The sequence below is a fragment of the Acinetobacter sp. NEB149 genome (assembly GCF_012516415.1).
Taxonomy (GTDB): Bacteria; Pseudomonadota; Gammaproteobacteria; order Pseudomonadales; family Moraxellaceae; genus Acinetobacter; species Acinetobacter lwoffii_V.
The window spans coordinates 281,971-300,646 of sequence record NZ_CP051208.1 but is presented as its reverse complement, the minus strand read 5'-3'; the positions used below and the strand labels follow the sequence as shown (position 1 = coordinate 300,646).

Sequence of the window (18,676 nt, the reverse complement as noted above, 5' to 3'; positions counted from 1 at the left end):
AGGCATAGGGGCTTTTCAGCGATAATAGAAGTTAAAAATGTGTAACAGCTATATATTACACTTCAAATAAATGTCAAACCTTAACTTTTAAAATATACTTATAAAATAATAAAGCAGCATCTTCAATTTTTGCCGTATTTGGCAACCGCAACAGGCAGTAATTCCAATTAACTAAGAGGTTTTACTGTGAATATTAACCAGCACTTTAGCAATTTAGCTACAAAAGCAGCACAAGACGGCGCTGATGCAAGTCAATTAATCAGTCAGCGTGAACGTCTATTCAAAGACAAAGTGATTCCTGAACTAACTAAACGTGGTGCAAATGACACCGCGATTGTTCAGGCACGTGAAAAATGGTACTCACAGACTGATAAGGTCATGCAGAATGCTGGACTATTGCCGAAAGCTGGACAAAATAGCCGCAGCTTTGCCAAGGACAAACGAGCAGACAAGGCCAATCGAGAAGCCGTAAAGACTGGCAGTAATTTTCCGATCATCAAAGAAGCCCTTAAGTCTACTGGTGAAACTATTGGGAACCTGTTTGGACAAGGCGTAGGCGGCATGATCGAAGGTGCGGCTGGTTTTGTGCGTGATATTGGCGAGAATGAGAAAAATTCAACTTCTGCTAGAATTGCAAAGTACGGTAAAAACTTAAAGAAAGATTATGAAAATAGCGCCTCTACTTTCCAAAAAGAATTACAAGGCGGTCAGCACGGCAAGATCCCTCAATTAAGTGCCGGTGCAATTCAATCTGTCCCAGCTATGGCTTTACCGTTTGGTGCAGCCAAAGGTGTAGCAACTGTAGCTACTAAAGTCCCAATACTTGCAAGTAAAGCACCTTACTTAGGCATAGTTGCTGGTAAAGCAGCAGAGCATACTCAAAACTATGGTGAGGTTCGCCGTAACGCTACAGCCAATCTAGAGCGAGATTTCCCAACATGGGAAAAGCTACAAGGCAATCCACTATTTGAGCAGAACTTTAATGAAAGACTAAATAATGGGCTAACTATTACCCAAGCACGTGAACAAGCCTATGCGGCAACTCTAGATCAGCTTTCAGAAAAAGCATCTGATAAATATGGCACAGCGATGACAGCTATTGGGTTTATTGCTCCATCTGGTGCCGTCCTTGGATCTGGCATTCTGAAAAATGCACCAACAAGCAAGATCGGTAAGGCATTGACTGGCGGCGGTGTAGATTCAGCTTTGGTTAAGCGTGAAATGCAACAGGTCCCACGTACCGGCATGGCTAAACTTGTGCCGGATATGAGTATTGCAGCCAACAAAGCAGCGGCCAAAATGGTGGGTAAACAGGCCCTAGAGGAAGGTTTACAGGGCGGTATTGGTGAGTATGGCGCTCAAGCTGCATCGGCCAATATTGGCGGTACACCGGTTGATTATGGCAAGGTCGGCCAGACCATTTTAGAAGAAGGCTTGGTCGGCGGTATCATGGGTGGTGGTATGCAGTCTGCTACCGGTGGATCACCAACCAGCCAAGCCAAGGACGTGGCGAAGCAATTACGCAACCAGACCAACACATTGCGCCAGGAAGAAGCCGCAGCACGTAAAGAGCTGGCAGATGCCATGCAGCTTAACGATCCGGCAGCACTCCAAAGCGCACAAGACAACCTGAATAATATTGGTGCAGAAGCCAGCAAGGTTAAAGCTGCTTATGATCAGTACGGTATTGATACGCCGTATTTTGTAGAGCGTTTTGCGGCACAGTATCAACCACCAAAACAACAAGAACAGGAGCCGCCAGTAGTAGAACCGGAAGTACAACCGGAGGTGCAGCCAGAAGTAGAACCACAACCAACAGAACAACCACAGGCCACGCCAATTAATCAGGGCATGGCAAATACCACAAATCTGGTGATGGATAGTGTGAGCAATGGATATATCACACCAGAAGAAGCGCAGGTAATCCAGACAGACCCTATTCGAGCTGATGTATTCACCCTCACAATGACCGGTGATGAAGCCGCAGCGCATAATGTGGTAATGAACGCCGTTTCACTGGGTAATATCGACACAGACCAGGCGCAAGAGCTGATTCAATCCATTACGCGTTATTCTCAAGCCAAAGCACCGAAAAAGCCGACTATCTCCAATATTGTGAACAACCATGTTAAGCAGCAGATCCATCCACAAGATAAAGGACTGTTTAGCAATCAGGTTGAGTTAGACCCCGAAACATTTGAACCGGTTGATCCTAATCAGCCATCGCCGTTCCAGGAGGATTTTAACGAGCCTAAAGAGTTTTATAATGCAGCCAAGGCAAATGATTATGTGCGGATCAATGGCTTAACAGAATCGCACGACATTGAGAGTGCCGATGATGGAACGCTTATTGTTGTCAAAAAACAAGGAATCATCCCGGACGACCCAAACCTAAACAGCTTTGGTTATAGCCCGGAAAATATTGTGCAGCCAACCCCGGCAGATCCCAATCTATCAAACTTCTCAGAAGGTCCAGTGAGTGTTGATAGCTTAAATCTTGAGAATGTGCCTGATGTCATTGATCCAGAAGAAGTGCAGCAGCCAGTAGAGTCGATCCCGAAAGCGCAGCCAGACCACAACAAACACAAAACTTTCACCAATTATGTGAGAGCCAATGACTTTGTGAAGCAGAATGGCCTAAAAGAGAGCCATGAGATTATTACTAAGGGTGAAGGGCAAGTAATTGTTCAACCTAAATCAGCAGAACCAGTTGAAGATTTTGGAAGCGATCAGGAATTTGATGATGTACTTAGCGCCGTTCCACCTATCGGCACACCGTCACAAGATCCAGTTGAGCCAGTACAGGCCGCAGATCCAGCAACGGACTTTGACAGTGATGAAGCATTTGACGAGTTATTAAATGCTGTGCCGCCAAGTGATAAACAAACTGATCCAGTACAACCAACAGACAGCTTTGCTGATCAGGTCCGTGATGCTCATTTGAACAACCCAAAGGCTAAGCCAAAGCTTATCCAGGATGAAATTAATAAGGGCCGTCCACGTGCGGAAGTCTTAGCAGAGGTTTCGGACATTGTTAAGGCGATCAATACAATCACTACACCGGAGCTTAAAACCGATACACCGGAGCCAGAAACACCAGCACAAACACCGATTGAGCAAAAAACAGACGAAAGTGGCATTCAGAAAAATGATGCACCGGAAGGTATAAAATCTGGCGATATTGGCCGAGGTTCTGATGGAAAACCATTTTTAAGTAAGAATGCTGCAAATCGAGGTTTAAAGCTTCGTGATGTGGAAAAAACACATGAAGTTGTTGAAATTTCGCCGTCTAATTTTGTACTTCGCGCCAAGGAAACAGTACCAGGAGTTGATAAGCCACAAGAATCTGATAATCCCTATCAAAAGTATGATGATTTAGCCAAACAGTACGGTAGATCCATTAAGCCGGATGGAATTATTGTAGCTCGGAACGGCCAAGATACCGCTTTTAAAATCCAAGAGAAGAATGGTCGTTTACATATTAAAGATGTTTTAGGAAATCTTGCATTCAGTGGTGCAACAACCCCTGAAAGCCTGGGTAAATTCCTAGAAGATTATTGGTATGACAAAAAAGACCAAAGCAACCAGAAGGAGCAAGCACCTGCGGAAAATTCTGTATTAGACACACCAGCACCAGAAGAAATGAAAAAGGGTGATGTAGGCCGTAAGTCTGATAATCAGCCTTTTGCCAGTGCAACCGCAGCAAAAACTACGATTAAAAAACAAGGGTTAGATAACTCACATGAAGTTGTGCAGCTGGCACCGTCACAGTTTGTATTGCGTGAAAAGGCAAAGTCAGAAGATGATAGTTTAGAATCAGGTAGCGAAGAACTAGCACTGGCAGACCTCCCCCACCCTCCATTTCAAAGGAACGATACACCGGGCACCATAAAAAAGAAGGATATTGGTCGAGCATCTGATAACAAGCCATTTGCTAATAAATCAGCCGCTACTACGACAATTAAGAAAGAGGGCTTATCCGATACCCATGAAGTTGTGCAGCTGGCACCGTCACAGTTTGTATTGCGTGAAAAACTAGATTCAGAGCAGGAGCAGAATGAATCAAGTATTTCTGATATGAATAATGCTAAGCAATCAATAGATAGAACAGTCACTCTAGTTACTCATGACCACTTCTTAAAAGGTTCTCTTGGTGATACTCAGCATAGCAAATCAGAAATAATCCGTAGCATCCCGAATGAAATGATGGATCAAGTACACAAGCTCGAGGATATTTTTAGTGACTTATCTAGTTTGCAAGCGGATGAAGTAAAAACAAATGTGACCTATAACAAAGAATTATTAATCAAGCTTGCAAAACTAAATCCTGATGTACAAGTACATATCGTTTCTGATTTAGCTAATAGTTCCGATTTAATTATTCAATCTATTTCTGATCAATTACTGGAAGGTGGATTTTATTCAATTGATTCACGTATCTCTTATATTTATCCACGTTCTTCTGAATGGAAAGGTACAGTATCTGAATTAATTAATCATGAGCTGATCCATGCTGCGACCCAAGAATATATTGATACAGATAAACTCACACCAGAACAACTTGAGCACTTAGATGAAATTAAAGAAACAATTTGGAGTAATAATCGAGAAAGCTTTGACAATATAGATTCAGATGTTCTAGATCGAATTAACTATGCAATATTTACCTCCTACCCTCATGAGATGTTTACGGTGTTTGGTGCGGAATCAAGTCCAAGAGAGATATTGAGTCAAATTGGTATATTGGATAGATTCGACACAATTTTTAATAATGTTTTAAAGGAAGCAGCTAATGACAATGGGCAAATCAAGCAAAGAAGCAGTGGCCGATTTAACGAAGAAGGAACTTCTGAAAGAGTTTCAGGCAATGCCTTTAGAGTACCAGGAACAATTTCCGCAATACGAACAACAACTAGCTCAAGCGAAAACATCGAAAGAAGCCCTTCAAATCAACCAGCCAGTTTATCAAGTCCAGAAAAAGATGAAGTAGGACAGGTTGATGACAAGCGTAAGCAAGAATCAAATTCTGGTAGTGATTCGCCGTTACGTAGTCGGACAAAAAATCAAAAAGTCCAAGGCAGTAATCCAAATCAGGTACGTGCAGAGCTTGTAAGTCGTTTTGGTGGGGACACAATTCAGCAGCTTGAGCAAAAAGGCATTTTAAGCATTGTGCCTACTTATGCCGAGCAAGGTGTGGAAGGTTTTGCGGAAAATGGCCGTGTAACACTGGTTGCTGATGCAATCACACCTGAAAACATCGTACCAGTGTTCCTACATGAGCTTGGCGGCCACATTGGGATGCAGGGTGTACTTAAAGCCAGTGCGTACGATAATTTAATGTCGGAATTTAATCGTCTGGTGAAGTCTGGAAACCCCGATGCAATCGAAGCCAAGCGATTAGCAGAGCGTGAATCTGATGCACAGGTACAAGCTGATGAATATTTACCGTACTTAATCACCGTAGCTGCAAGGAATCAGCAAAACCAAGGGCCAGCACAGAAGCTTATAAACCGCGTTTTAAGCGCAGTTAAGGCGTGGGCGGTAGATAGGCTAGGATTAAACCTAAAACTTAACTCTAACGACATGGTTGCCCTTGCTGAACGCATGATTAAAACTATTTCTAAGGGAACGCCACCAACACCACCAAAAGGCGAACGCCGTTATAGTCGAGGAAGCACAACTAATCCTCAAAACATGAGTCAAACTAAACAGCGCGAGCTTTTAGACAAAGCAGCGTCAACCGCTTTTGGTCAAATGTCTTTACGTGGTGCCGAAGGTGCAAAAACCCTGAGCAGTCGAACGCTCAACCTATTCCAAACCATGCTGCATAAGTCATTAAGGGATGAAACAGGGCAATTTAAAAAGACTTTTGATTTAGTCCAGGGGAAAATCAATCACGTTACTTTTGCCAGTAGTAAGTCAATGGACGTTGCCCCGAACGTGCTTATTCAATTGGAGCAAGGCGAAGATTACTGGAAGGAAGTCAAACGAGTTGGCCGCACAATTGGACATACCTTTTCTGGTGGAAAAATTGACAAGGCCAAAGTTGATAAAGACTTGAAGAAAGTTGGCGATCTAATGTTTGAAAACACCTTAATGGATAACTCAGAACGTCATTCAGTTAAGGAATTAAAGCAATTAGGTTTTGATGATGACCAGATTGGCCTATATAACGAGGTTCGTGATGCAATTGATACGTCATTAGACACCTTTGCAAATACAACCTTCTCAAATATCTATAAACACCTGGGCGGAACCAATGAGGAAGTATTGGAGCTGGCCGCTCAAGATCTGGATATTGTGGACCATTACAATGAGATCCTAAAACGCATAGATACATTGACCAAGGGTAAACCAGAGAAGGCAGAAGCTAGACAGGCTGCAATTGAAGCGATTGACCGGGTATTTAAGAAAGCCAACGATCTGAAAGACCAAGGCTATGTACCGCTAATGCGTTTTGGTAAGTATTTTGTGCGGATCTACAACCCAACCACAGGGGAAGTTGCATATCGCCAACACTTCGAAAGTGAATCTGAACGCAACTTATTCTATCGGAACTATGACCAGTCGAAGATTCCAGCCGGTTATGAAATTGAGCAAGGTCAGATTAATGAGTTACAACACAAACTGTTCCAGGGCGTAAGTCCTGAAACCGTGGCGTTATTCGCTAAAGAATCAGGTTTACCGATTGGTGATGCTGAAACAGCGTATATTAAGTACGCCGTCCAGAATAACCCTAACCTTAAACGACTTTTGAAACGCCAGGGGATTGAAGGTTTTGATAGTGACTTAAAGCGCGTCCTAGCATCGTTTGTTATGTCGAATGCGCGTTATTCAGCAAACCAGAGCTACAACCCAGCCATTGATGAATCAATCACAAATATCGAAGATCCAGCCTTTCAAGAGGATGCTATCCGGTTGCGTGATTATTCGCTCGATACTCAGGAAGAACTTGCAGCAGTTAAAAACTTTGCGTTTGTTTGGTATATGGGATTCTCAGCCATGTTTGGTGTGGTGAACTTAACCCAGCCACTATTGCAAACCTTCCCTTACTTGATGCAGTACAGCAGAGACAAAGGAACTATTCTAAGAGCCTTCCGTAAAGCGGTTATCACTTGGAGAAAAGGCACCGATGCAATGGATCGGAAGTATAAAGACCATTATGAACGTGCCAGAAAAGAAGGCCACTTAGATCCACAAAACACATGGATGATGCAGGGCCTAGAGCGTGGTAAGTCTGGCCTTGGTGCGAGTACATGGCAATTAATCAGCCATGCGTCTGGCTTATTTGCTCAAGCGTCTGAAGCGGTCAACCGCCGTACTTCATTGTTTGCAGCCTTGGACGTGGCCGAAAGTCTGGGCCAAGCCAAATTAGAGAAACTAGGCTTTAAAGATGCGTATGACTTCGCCGTCAGAACTATTCAAGAAACCCAAGGTATCTACAACAAAGGCAACCGACCACGTTTAGCACGTGGCAACATCGGTAGCGCACTGATGATGTATAAGCAATTTATGATTGCATATATCGAACAGATGGTCAGAATGCAAAAAGCTGGCTTGTATGGCGGCGAAGATGACGAGTTTAAAAAGAAAATGGCCGCATTAGTCGGTTTTGGTGTATCCAGATCCATCCTAACCATGCTGGGAATTTTAATGGCCCTTTCTGGTACGACTGGCTTGCCGTTTGTACGCGATATTCTAGATGTTGTTGAAACTGCCGGCGGTTTAATGGGTAAACCAGTTAATACCGAACGTGAGATTCAAATAGCTTTACAGGATGCATTAGGTCAAACGCTGGGCAATGGCGTAAATACTGTCTTAATGGATGGTATCGTCAACTTAAATCCATTGATTGATGTTAAGGGTCGTATGGGTATGGGTGACTTAATCCCTGCGACTGCATATTTCAGCCCAACCACCAGTGATTATATGAAATCTTCCGAGATTTCACAGATTGCAGGTCCTATCGGTGGATTACTTGAGAAGGTGAAGGAATCCGTTGCACTGGCTCAAGTGGGTGCCTATGGTCAATCTGGTGTGCAATTACTACCTAAAGCGATTACAAGCGTGGGGCAAGGTGCTATTGCTGCAACCACTGGTGATTATCGCAATATGAAAACCGGAGTTAAGACAAACGATGTTGAAGCATGGGAAGGTATTATTAAGATGCTTGATGCACAGCCAGCCAGCATTGCTAAAGAAGGTCGATTCCGTGGCATGGAGCTGAAAGATAAATCAGCACAAACTTATGTCAATGCACGTTGGAAAGAACGCTATGTGAATGCGCTTGAATCTGGAGACCGCACTCAAGTTCGCGCCGTTAAGCAAGAAATTAATGATTACAACAAGGATAATCCGCGTTATCCAATTAAGTTTAATCAGAAACTTGCTGAAACGAATTACAACAAGTCTAACCAGACATGGCAAGAAAAGCGCAAAATCGTTAAGGGGCTAGAATGGATGAGTGAATATAATCCGCACTTAAAGCAGTGATGAAAAAAGCGCCCAAAATTGGGCGCTTTTTTAATAATCAGAAAACATCAATCTCTGAACAGAAGGCTTGTATATTTGGGGAGTAATAAAGCTCAAAACTTGTCGAATCTCCACCAGAGCCAATACTATTAACTTTGTATAAGTAAGTAGTTTTTTTACCAGGTGTAGAAAGCTGATAAGCCTCATAAACAAGTGATCCTTTTGTTTTATCTAAACAGATCTTTTTGGTAGTAATTCCTTGTTTTTTCAATGAGGGTATGTGCTCGAATGAACAATTACTTGTTGGATAACCATAACAACCATTAACTTTATCCCCTGGTTCCAACAATACACTTGTAACTCCAAACCTTTCTTGTCCGCCTTTATAAGTTATTGCCCAAGGAAGTTCATATTTACGATTTTTTAGAATCGTTGGAGTGCTTCCTAGCACGTTAATACGAACTAAGCCTTGTCTAGAAGACTCAACAGAACCATCATAATTAATGACTTCTTGTGAGCTAGGCGTTAACCACTTGATATTTTTATCATTAGCAAGATGATCCCACCAAATACGATTTACAGGCATGAGTTTTTTAACAAGAGAACCAAATTCATATGATCCATATCCTTGCATACCAGGCAAAACCGGTATTTTTTCAGCTTGAGCTATACCAGAAAGCAATATCGACAATAACCCTACAACTTGAATCAACCTCATAACCCACCCTCTTTAATTTTTATAAGAAATACTTACTATAATTTTTAAGTACATAACCTACTGAAAGGTATAGCATAAAAATACAAATGTATGTATACCACCGTAATTTAACCAACCAATAAAAAACAAAGAGTCAACTTATATTTTTTTAAGATAACAAATGATTTCTATATTCAAAAATGACCAATTCGTGACAGAGGAAATCTAATTGACGATACGTGTAGCAGCTTCACAACTTTTTTCACTTGTCGGTATATTTGTCGGTATATTTAAAATTATATAAATTTATTATTATATATTTCAGTATCTTATATCATAATTATGACTTCCTCTCTCACCGCCAGAATTTAAAAACCCGAATCACATGATTCGGGTTTTTTTATATTTGGCGGATTCAAGCGGCAAGTGCAACAGTATAAAAACCAGCCATAACTTCACTAGGCGTATACCAACCTAGTGTTTTTCTAGGACGATGGTTGAGTGCAAATTCTATCTGCTCTATTTGTTCGTTTGACACGTCATCAAACGATGATGATTTTGGCAGATATTGCCGGATTAAACCATTCGTATTTTCATTCCTTGCTCGTTGAATAGACTTGTAAGGATCAGCAAAATACGTATCTATGCCGGCATCAGTGATTCTTTTGTGTTCGGCAAATTCCTTACCATTATCAAAAGTAACACTATAAGCATGGCTCATCCGTAAACGATCTAATGCACAAGTAATCGTTTGAGAGGATGCTCTCGTTGGCCCTAAATGAACAATATGTACGTACAGGCTCTTTCGATCAACGAGAGTTAATAAAGCACCTTTATGATGTTTACCAATTACAGTGTCACCTTCGAAATCTCCTAAACGTTGTCGTTGATCAATGACCTGGTCTCGGCAATGAATACTTGTTTTATCAATGATTTGCCCCCTACGATCCGTGTTTTTGTAACCTCGTTTTCGATATTTCTTCTGATGCCTTAAATGTAGGTGGAGTTTACCGCCTTTTGATTTATCTTCATAAATGTACTGGTAAATCCACTCATGTGAAGGTACATCCAGCCAACCGCGTTGTGTTAAAGCGCCTAAAATTTGTTCTGGTGACCAGTCCAAGCCAATCAAGTAATCAATATAAGCGAAGGCAAATGCTGTCATGGGTGATGAAGGACGGTACCGTCTTTGACTTGCAAATTTCGCTGCCTGTTGAGCTCTATATCCACGTTGCCCAGTATTTCTTTTTAATTCACGGTAGATGGTTGATCGTGAACGCCCTAACTCCCGAGCAAGGCAAGGCTAGCGATTGAACTTTTACTTTTCAAAGTAGCATAAATTTCGTATCTTTCATCTTGAGAAAGTTGGGTGTATTTCTTCATTGTGTGCTTTCCAATTGCGAGTTGAAAAAGTCCAATGATTCTACGAATACACCTAACTTTTTCAACTAACTACAAATGTGTCGCACTTGAGATTTGAATCTGCGTTTAATTTTATCCATCATCCCATCAGTAAAAAAATTATCTGCTTAGATCTTAAAATATTATTATCTATCGCCTTAGGCAAAGGCATTGAATTAATACCAGTCCTCGTTCATAAAAATCTTTTGCAACACAACACTTACGCTCAATTCTATTTTTAAAAATCTTCATTTTTCATCAGCCAAAAAACTGATGAATTGTGCAGTTTCTGTACGCCATTCATTTCAGGTTTTTATTTATGTGTTCAAACAAAAAACTGGCACAGAAATAGCTTAATTTTATTGTCATCAAAGCTATGTTATGTTGCTTATAAATCAACTAAAAGGAGAATAAAAACCACAGGATAGAAAGAAATAACCAAGTGAACCGAGCCATTCAAATTTGAAGTTAAAAAATAGATACACTGCTATTCGGAGAGCGAACATGAATAACAGCGCAAACTATGCCAAACAGATTAAAAATGCAAAACGTGGCGGTTATACCCCAACCCTTGCCAAGGACATCAATAAACATAAAATTCAAAAAGCCTTGAGACTCATCGAACAGTGGAGAAGCCTCGCTCAAGAACTCAAACCTCAAATGCAGTTTGATATGGCCTTTACTTTAGAGGAATGTGCACAAGAATTAGATCGCATCCTGAAAAACAGATAAACCTTATAACCAACTCATATCCATAGCAAATCCTATGCTTTCACCCTCGCCCATATCTGCACATATGGGCCATTTCTTTGCACATAATCAAAAACAGAACTTTTCATCCATTCGGTCAAAATAAACAAATCCTGCCGAAACAGTTTAAACGGTTATTTTTTGGCTTGCGTGACCCAAAAAAATCTGTAAAATGCACTCCACCATGCCGGCATAGCTCAGTTGGTAGAGCAACTGACTTGTAATCAGTAGGTCCACAGTTCGAATCCGTGTGCCGGCACCATATCTTAGCCTCGCTTTTTAGTGAGGCTTTGATGTTTCTGGGTTTTGGTATTTTCAGCTGAGTCTTCTTGCACTTTCTAGTGCTTCGATTGTGCCGTCACTTGCACATATCTCATAATCCCTTCCTGATATAATTTTCGGCATAGTTTCGCTGTCATCTGAATTTTAAAATGATCCAGTTTTGAACCTTGAGCCTGATCATCTGATGCTTTTGAATTCAAAGTTTTTTGCACATAATCCGCAAAGCCTGAAAATACCGGCTCGGACAGATCCTGAATCTGGATATTTTTAAATTCAAAACGATCCAGACAGGCATATAATGCACCCACTGTCATTAAATCTTTTAAATTCACATCGGCAGATTTCAATAAAAACTGATATTTACGCCGTTGTAATGCATTTAAATTTTCCCAACGCTCGGACAAAACCAGATGATGAAAACCAATCCGTGCATTTGAATTTAAAACACTGCGGACCTGCTCCAAGAATAAAGGCACAGGACTGTGATAAGCCGCATCCAGGCACAACACCACATCAAAACGCTGGGAAAATGGCAATTCTTTTAAACGCAAAAATGACGCCTGATAAATGGCATTCAGTTCTGGTAAATATTGCTGAATATTGGCCACACAGGCAGCCTGCAGCTCAACCCCGGCCAGATATTGCACCTGATAATGTTGCTGCCAGTGCAGCAAGCTGGCGCCCTGACCGCAGCCTAAATCCAGCAGTTTATCTTTTGAATTTAAATTTACAGTTTGCGCAAGGTGATCGGCCAGCATACGACAGGCAGCCGCATAATCCTGCTGACCTGCTTGCCAATACCCTAAATTGCTCCAGGGCAATTGCGCGTGATCGCCCAACACAGCGGCATCAATCGCATACTTGTGCTGGGGAAGACGCTGACGCAGTGCCTGAAGCCATTGCATGGATTAATAACCCAGTTGTGGAGCCACCTCAACCACAGGTTTTAAACCCTCAAATGGTAAAGGTGCACCAAAGATTTCTGCAATTTTCATCGCTGAGGTCACTGCCGATTCCAGAATTGGCAAACCGTCACATGACCATGAACCGCAGAAGAAGACTTTACGATTGGCATCCAGATGACGTTGCTGCAATTCCTTATTCAGTGCCACGGTATTGGCATCGACCACTGCACGCGTTAGCATCACCGATTTGATCACTTTTTTCGGATCAATCTCGGTTACCGGACGCCAGGTCTGAAATACGGCCGACTTGCCGACCAGAGAAGGTTCAATCGAGTTAAGCCACACGGTAAATTGCTGACGGGTAAATTTACGATCCATCATATAGCTGAGTACGGCCCAGTCTTTACGCTTTGGCGGCATCACGCTGGCATCGGTATGGATGACCAGTTCACCCTGTTCGAATTTGAATTTCTTCAATAATTCAATTTCACTGGCAAACTGTTCTGGATCCAGGAACTCCTCAATTTTGGTGGTCGGTGTCGCGACAATCACCCGGTCAAACAGTTTTGAATAACCGGCCGCATTTTCAACTTTGACCTGATCGCCCTGCTCTTGTACCAGTGTAATTGCTGAACCGTCTTCAATCTGAATGCCTTCAATCAGCTTATCGACCAACGCTGGTGTACCGCCTTGCAGACGCAGTAACGCATCGCCATCGGTTAATTGACGCAGAAAAATTAACAACGGTTTAGCTGGCCATTCACCAATGGTTTTCGGATTGCAGGTACAGATGGTATATAGCACCGGCATCACCGCACCGTGCCAGAACACTTCTTCAATCTCGTTACGATTGATAAATTCTGCCAGGCTGATGTCCTGATTTTTCGATTTAAAGAATTTGGTCAATGCAACTTTTAACTGCAACAGGCCTTTGACCAGACGCCAGCCATATTGTTGCAGGCCTTTCCGGTTATTGATGATCGGGATATTGCCAATTCGGCTACGCGATGTGGTCAGCCAGGTTTCAGTTTTATCTTCAAATAACCAGCTGCAGGCCATATAGGTCCGCACCGGATAAGTTTTAATGCCCAGATGTGTGGCTAGACTCAGGGTGTTTTTCCACAGATAGGGGTTCATCACACGTAAAGGTGCGTCAATCAGGCCCCCTTCAAATTCAAGGCTATGACTGTCCATGCCGCGACCTGGAAGTGCTTCAAAAATCGTGATGTGATGCCCTGCGTCCTGGAGAATTCTGGCTGTAGCCAGTCCGGCCATGCCACTACCAATTACTGCGATATCCAAACTGATCATCCGTCATTGAAAAACTACAGAAATTATGTACCATGCGCCAATCAAACAGGTTATTAAAATCTTCCAGAATATATGTTTTTCGTAAAGGCCTTTTTGTTCAATTTCACCTGCTTTTTATTCATTTTTCTGCCTTAGTTAAAATTCCATCAAATCTAAGATTTTATTCATATTTTTATCTAAAAACTTGAAAATTCGCTTTAAAAACAAATAATTTAATTAACCATTTTTATAATCCTTGGTTGACAAATACTTTTTAAATACCTATGATTCGCAGCATAAGAAAACCATAAATTCATCCGGTTCCATTCAGATGCGTTTATGCGAAAATTGTTTAAAACGACAAGAAACTACAGCGCCTTATAAAATAAAAGCCTCTGCGAAAGCAGAGGCTTCTTTGTTTTCAGGCCTAGTCAATCATGCAGCAGGGTATTGCGCTTACTTGATTGCCTCGCATAAGCCGCTTAAAAAGCATAGAGTGCAATTCCTCAATTCTCATTTTGTTCTCAAATAGAAATCAAATGGCATGATGTTTTTGTCTAGAATTCATAAATCTCTAAACTAAAAAAATAAAAAATCCAGCAACTTGTGCTGGATTTTTTGCTTCAAAGAACTAGGTTTGAATTAGATTTTACCCACCAGGTCGATTGATGGAGCAAGTGTTGCTTCACCTTCTTTCCATTTTGCCGGACAAACTTCACCTGGGTGCGCATGTACATATTGTGCAGCTTTCACTTTACGCAGAAGCTCTTGTGCATCACGGCCGATACCACCCGCGTTGATTTCAATGATCTGGATTTTACCTTCTGGATCAATCACGAAAGTACCACGATCTGCCAGACCTTCGGCTTCAATCAATACTTCGAAGTTTTTAGACAAAGTCCAGGTTGGATCACCAATCAATGGATACTGGATTTTACCAATCACGTCAGAGGTATCATGCCAAGCTTTATGGGTGAAATGAGTATCGGTAGACACGCCATAAATTTCTACACCCATTTTCTGGAATTCAGCATACTGATCAGCAAGATCGCCTAATTCAGTTGGACAAACAAAGGTAAAATCTGCAGGATAGAAAAACACCACTGACCATTTACCTTTCAGGTCTTGCTCAGAAACTTCGATGAACTGACCATTGTGGTAAGCAGTTGCATTGAATGGTTTGATTTCAGTATTGATTAAACTCATGATATATTTCCTCTGGCTTATTTCTGGGATTGCTTATCTTGTGAAGCTAGAATACGAAAAATTTTAAAATAGGTAAAACCGCAAGTTTTTATAAAAATGATCGCTTTTTTAGATCATAAATTTCTATCAGTATTTATTATCTTATTTATTTTCTCGATGCAGAGTTGTCCCCATCAAAAGCAACCTGATGTTTTAAGATTTATGATTCTTTTAATAAGTCGGGCTTTATTCAAACTTAATATAAATCTCGAGGATATAAAAAACCCACCGTATTCAGGTGGGTTTTAATGATAATTTACCGTTCTGATAAATCAAAATGGTTAACTATATAAAAAAGAAAATTATAAAATTTACTTAAAAATTTCATAAACTTACAGATTTTTTAATTAATTTTTTATCAAAAAATTTGATTTTATGCACTTTTTTATAAAAATTAGCTATAAATACAATTTTTACTATTAATTTTTAAATTAGAGGTAAGGCTAAAATCAGCTATAATTATTACACTATTTACATAGCGCAAAGTCATGCTTGATATGAATGATGCTGAAATCAGGTTAGCCCTGATTGATTGGCTGAACCAAAAGAAAATTGCTCCTCAAAAGATTCTGAACGAAGTCACTATTTCGGATGGTTTAGCACGCCCAGACCTTATAGCAATTTATAGTTATTCTCATTGTTATGAAATTAAAGGCGATAATGATCAAATACAGCGTATAGTCAAACAGTACGCCCATTATCAGTCATCATTTAAAAAAAATACACTTGTTACCACTCAAAAGCACCTAAAAAAAGCATTAGGACTTATTCCTAATTTCTGGGGAATTATTGTGGCAATGAATGAAAATGAAATAATAAAATTCAAATATGTAAGAAAGTCTTCTCACAATCCATTTTATCGTAAAGATATAGCTTCCAAAATCCTATGGAAAAGTGAGATGCAGCAACTTCTAGAAAAAAAAGATATAAATTTTAAAGCAAGCTCAACACGAAATGATCTGATTGACCTAATAAATACTTGTTACACTTCATATGAATTGGATCAATCAATTTGCATCAGATTACTAAATAGAAAAGTCTCTTAACATGAACGTCATATGTAAATTAATATTTGGATTTAATATTGAAGATGCGTTCACTTTAAGCCCTGTTGGTTGTTTGTCAAAAATGTACTTATCACCAAATGAATATGATTTCCCTCTATAGAATGGCTTACTAACTATCTCATCAAGTAGAGGTTTAAATGGTGTAATTACTCCTTTAGTTTTCCCACTTCTTGTCACATAAAGTTGATTATCATAAGGATAAAAAATCTTCCCAGTCATATAGGATTGAATTTCTTCAATATAGATATCTAAAAAGCTAGTTTCAGGACTAACACAAGTATAGTCTCCATAGTCGAAACTAATTCCCTCATCTTTTAAATACTTAAAGATCAAAACCTCATTTCTCTCAACAGTTACATTATTTTTAGTTTCCACTAGTTCAGTGATGATTTTAGGAATTGTTGAGCCTGTGATAATTAATCTAGAAAATTTTTTAACATCTATTTTATTAATGAAATCTTTGAGATTTTTCTTACAGTCTTCAATATCTGAGATCACTCTTAAATCAAATATAAGTATAATTTCTCTAAAATGATTAGCTAATCTATCCACACAGCTTTCAAACTCGAACTCATTATAATCATAATCTTCAATTACTGAATTGGTTAGTCTAATAGCTACCTTACTTTTTACAAACTTGCCTTTTTGTGCACTTCTTAATATACACTCCAAATGCTCTGGAATACGATCATCTATTCCACATACTGGTATCATCCCAAAAGGAGAAAGTTCATCTATAATTGTTTGATAATTATACTCTTTACCATCAATCTTAACCAAAGGATCAATATCATAATTATCAACAAATAGATCATTCAAAAAATTGATCTTACTTTTTAAATAACCTTTTTGTGCTACTATTTTTCTAGTTAAAGCATCAGTTTTAAATGCTATTAATTCTTCTGGGGAAAAAGAATCAATCCCTGCATTACGAGATTTTGAGGGAAGCTCATTAGGTAAATCAAAAAAAACATCTATACCTTCTGCTTTCAGAGCTTTATCTAAATAGTCTAATGCATAAATTTCATTCTTTTTAAATTTTAAAAAGGGGATATACTTAGAAGTCATAAGCTATTTTATACTCTGATCTCAATCTTGAATAAGTAGCCCAATCATCATTTTCGAAAGATAATCGACCAGCGATAATGCTAGGATGTATATTATAAAGCTGTGAGTAGCTCTTCAATTCCTCTAGGTTTCTAGTATTTTTTATAGTTCTCCAATGAGCATTTGGAATCATGGTATCTCTTGCAAGCCTATTAGCTTGTTTCTCCAATTTGTTAATGTCTATATCTGTACTATCATCAAAATAGTCAATGATCGGTTCATTAAGCTCATCAAAGTGTAATATGATATGTGATAGTTCATGAAGTAAAGTAAACCAAAAACTATCTAAACTTTTCAGTCTTAAAGACATAGCAATAACAGGTTTTTCATTAATTTTTAAAGAGACACCATCAACTTTTGTACCTTCTTTAGCGGTCTCAAAAATTAGATATATACCTTGTTCTAATAGGAAACTTTGTATTTCTATCAAATTGGTTTGTTGGATGAATTCGTTAAATAGTACTCGCAGAAAATCTCTATTTATTCCTTTATACGGTTTATTCAAAAAACCATCTAAAAATATAGCTTTACCACTTACAGTAGATACCCAAAAATCAATTAGATATTGATCAGCAGAATCTGTTTTTTTAAACAAACTTTTGGTTGGACTATTAAGGTAAAGTCTAAAAAACTCATGATAGTTATTGTCATTTATTCCTATTTTGGTCTTTACCTTAGCAGGCATGTTCAGGAAATAAGAATGAAAATTGTTGAATTCATTGTAAATATCACTACTGTTAGATGAATAACCACCTATCGATTCTATTTCTAAGCTCATGCTACTGCTCCAATAATATTTGAAACTTCATGCTCTGGTAATTCAAAATACTTTAATTGAGGCTTATCTTGAGTTTCAACATGTTGCATCTTCAGTCTATTAACATAATAACCTTCAGCTTGCATTAAGGAATGTAACGAGAAACGTCCAGAAGTATTATATTTTATGGCTAGATAATTAATTGCTTTCAATAGTAATAAGCTACCCAACCCTTTGTTACGCTGTTCTTCAAGAGGTGTATATCTATTCCATGGAGCAACTGCTAAATACTCCACATAAAAGATACTTTCTAAAGGATGCAGGTAGCTATTTTTGGGATAATAAATTAAACAAGCAGCCTCTACTTTTGAATCAATTTCAAGATAAAACCACTCATTACAATTATCAGTCTTCGTATGATATGTTTTATTGATCCATTTCCATTGCCAATCTTGATAGTCAATCTGACTCAGCTCTTGACGGGCATTCGCTTCATCCAAAGTCCTTAAGTGAGCTAAAACCTTTGCTTGATACGACTTCCAATCTTGATCACAACTCAAAGATTTTATAAAACTGTATCCATTTGAAATTTTTAAAATGCTTTTTGAAGCTAATCCTTCTGAGTACACCACTTGTTCATTTTCTGTTTGGAGTTGTATCCCCATTTTTTCCAAGTCAGCTAGAATATTCTGTCCCATACCAC

Annotated in this window: 10 protein-coding genes, 1 tRNA gene and 1 pseudogene; 4 read left to right on the top strand and 8 right to left on the bottom strand. The window is 39.5% G+C overall.

Features of this window, described 5'->3' with window-relative positions; genetic code table 11:
* Nucleotides 1-186 precede the first annotated feature (186 nt).
* Nucleotides 187-8,493, top strand: coding sequence for a PLxRFG domain-containing protein (locus HGD77_RS01350; RefSeq protein ID WP_168730623.1), 8,307 nt, complete (start codon nt 187-189; stop codon nt 8,491-8,493).
* Between the two features lie 37 nt (nt 8,494-8,530).
* On the opposite strand, the gene HGD77_RS01345 is transcribed toward HGD77_RS01350, so the two are convergent.
* Entirely contained in the window at nt 8,531-9,184 is a 654-nt protein-coding gene (locus HGD77_RS01345) for a hypothetical protein (protein ID WP_410169313.1), read from the bottom strand.
* 400 nt (nt 9,185-9,584) lie between these two features.
* Nucleotides 9,585-10,552: pseudogene (locus HGD77_RS01340) on the bottom strand (IS30 family transposase).
* Nucleotides 10,553-11,074: 522 nt separating this feature from the next.
* Here HGD77_RS01340 and HGD77_RS01335 point away from each other — a divergent pair.
* Nucleotides 11,075-11,302, top strand: a complete 228-nt coding sequence (locus HGD77_RS01335; RefSeq protein WP_004729215.1) for a hypothetical protein — start codon at nt 11,075-11,077, stop codon at nt 11,300-11,302.
* 204 nt (nt 11,303-11,506) lie between these two features.
* A tRNA-Thr gene (locus HGD77_RS01330) sits at nt 11,507-11,582 on the top strand.
* 76 nt (nt 11,583-11,658) lie between these two features.
* Here HGD77_RS01330 and HGD77_RS01325 read toward each other — a convergent pair.
* The 3 genes from HGD77_RS01325 to ahpC form a co-directional block, all read right to left on the bottom strand.
* On the bottom strand, nt 11,659-12,507 hold the full coding sequence (locus HGD77_RS01325; RefSeq protein ID WP_004729214.1) for an SAM-dependent methyltransferase: 849 nt from the start codon (nt 12,505-12,507) through the stop codon (nt 11,659-11,661).
* A 3-nt stretch (nt 12,508-12,510) separates the two neighbouring features.
* Nucleotides 12,511-13,818, bottom strand: coding sequence for an FAD-dependent oxidoreductase (locus HGD77_RS01320; protein ID WP_004729213.1), 1,308 nt, complete (start codon nt 13,816-13,818; stop codon nt 12,511-12,513).
* A 621-nt stretch (nt 13,819-14,439) separates the two neighbouring features.
* A complete protein-coding gene (ahpC, locus tag HGD77_RS01315) occupies nt 14,440-15,003 on the bottom strand; it encodes an alkyl hydroperoxide reductase subunit C (protein ID WP_004278673.1) in 564 nt (187 codons plus the stop codon).
* Between the two features lie 527 nt (nt 15,004-15,530).
* On the opposite strand from ahpC, the gene HGD77_RS01310 reads away from it, so the two are divergent.
* The gene (locus HGD77_RS01310; RefSeq protein WP_168730622.1) at nt 15,531-16,088 is read left to right on the top strand and encodes a sce7726 family protein; all 558 of its coding nucleotides are present in this window, start codon (nt 15,531-15,533) and stop codon (nt 16,086-16,088) included.
* Here the strand turns inward: HGD77_RS01310 and HGD77_RS01305 are convergent.
* From HGD77_RS01305 to HGD77_RS01295, 3 genes are read right to left on the bottom strand one after another with little or no spacing between them, the layout of a single operon-like run.
* The gene (locus HGD77_RS01305; protein ID WP_168730621.1) at nt 16,068-17,177 is read right to left on the bottom strand and encodes a beta family protein; all 1,110 of its coding nucleotides are present in this window, start codon (nt 17,175-17,177) and stop codon (nt 16,068-16,070) included. The two genes, HGD77_RS01310 and HGD77_RS01305, sit on opposite strands and share 21 nt — an antisense overlap.
* Nucleotides 17,167-17,994, bottom strand: a complete 828-nt coding sequence (locus HGD77_RS01300; protein ID WP_168730620.1) for an ImmA/IrrE family metallo-endopeptidase — start codon at nt 17,992-17,994, stop codon at nt 17,167-17,169. Before HGD77_RS01300 ends, HGD77_RS01305 begins: the two co-directional genes overlap by 11 nt.
* Complete coding sequence (locus HGD77_RS01295; RefSeq protein ID WP_168730619.1) at nt 17,991-18,671, bottom strand: hypothetical protein; 681 nt, start codon at nt 18,669-18,671, stop codon at nt 17,991-17,993. Before HGD77_RS01295 ends, HGD77_RS01300 begins: the two co-directional genes overlap by 4 nt.
* Between the last annotated feature and the right edge of the window lie 5 nt (nt 18,672-18,676).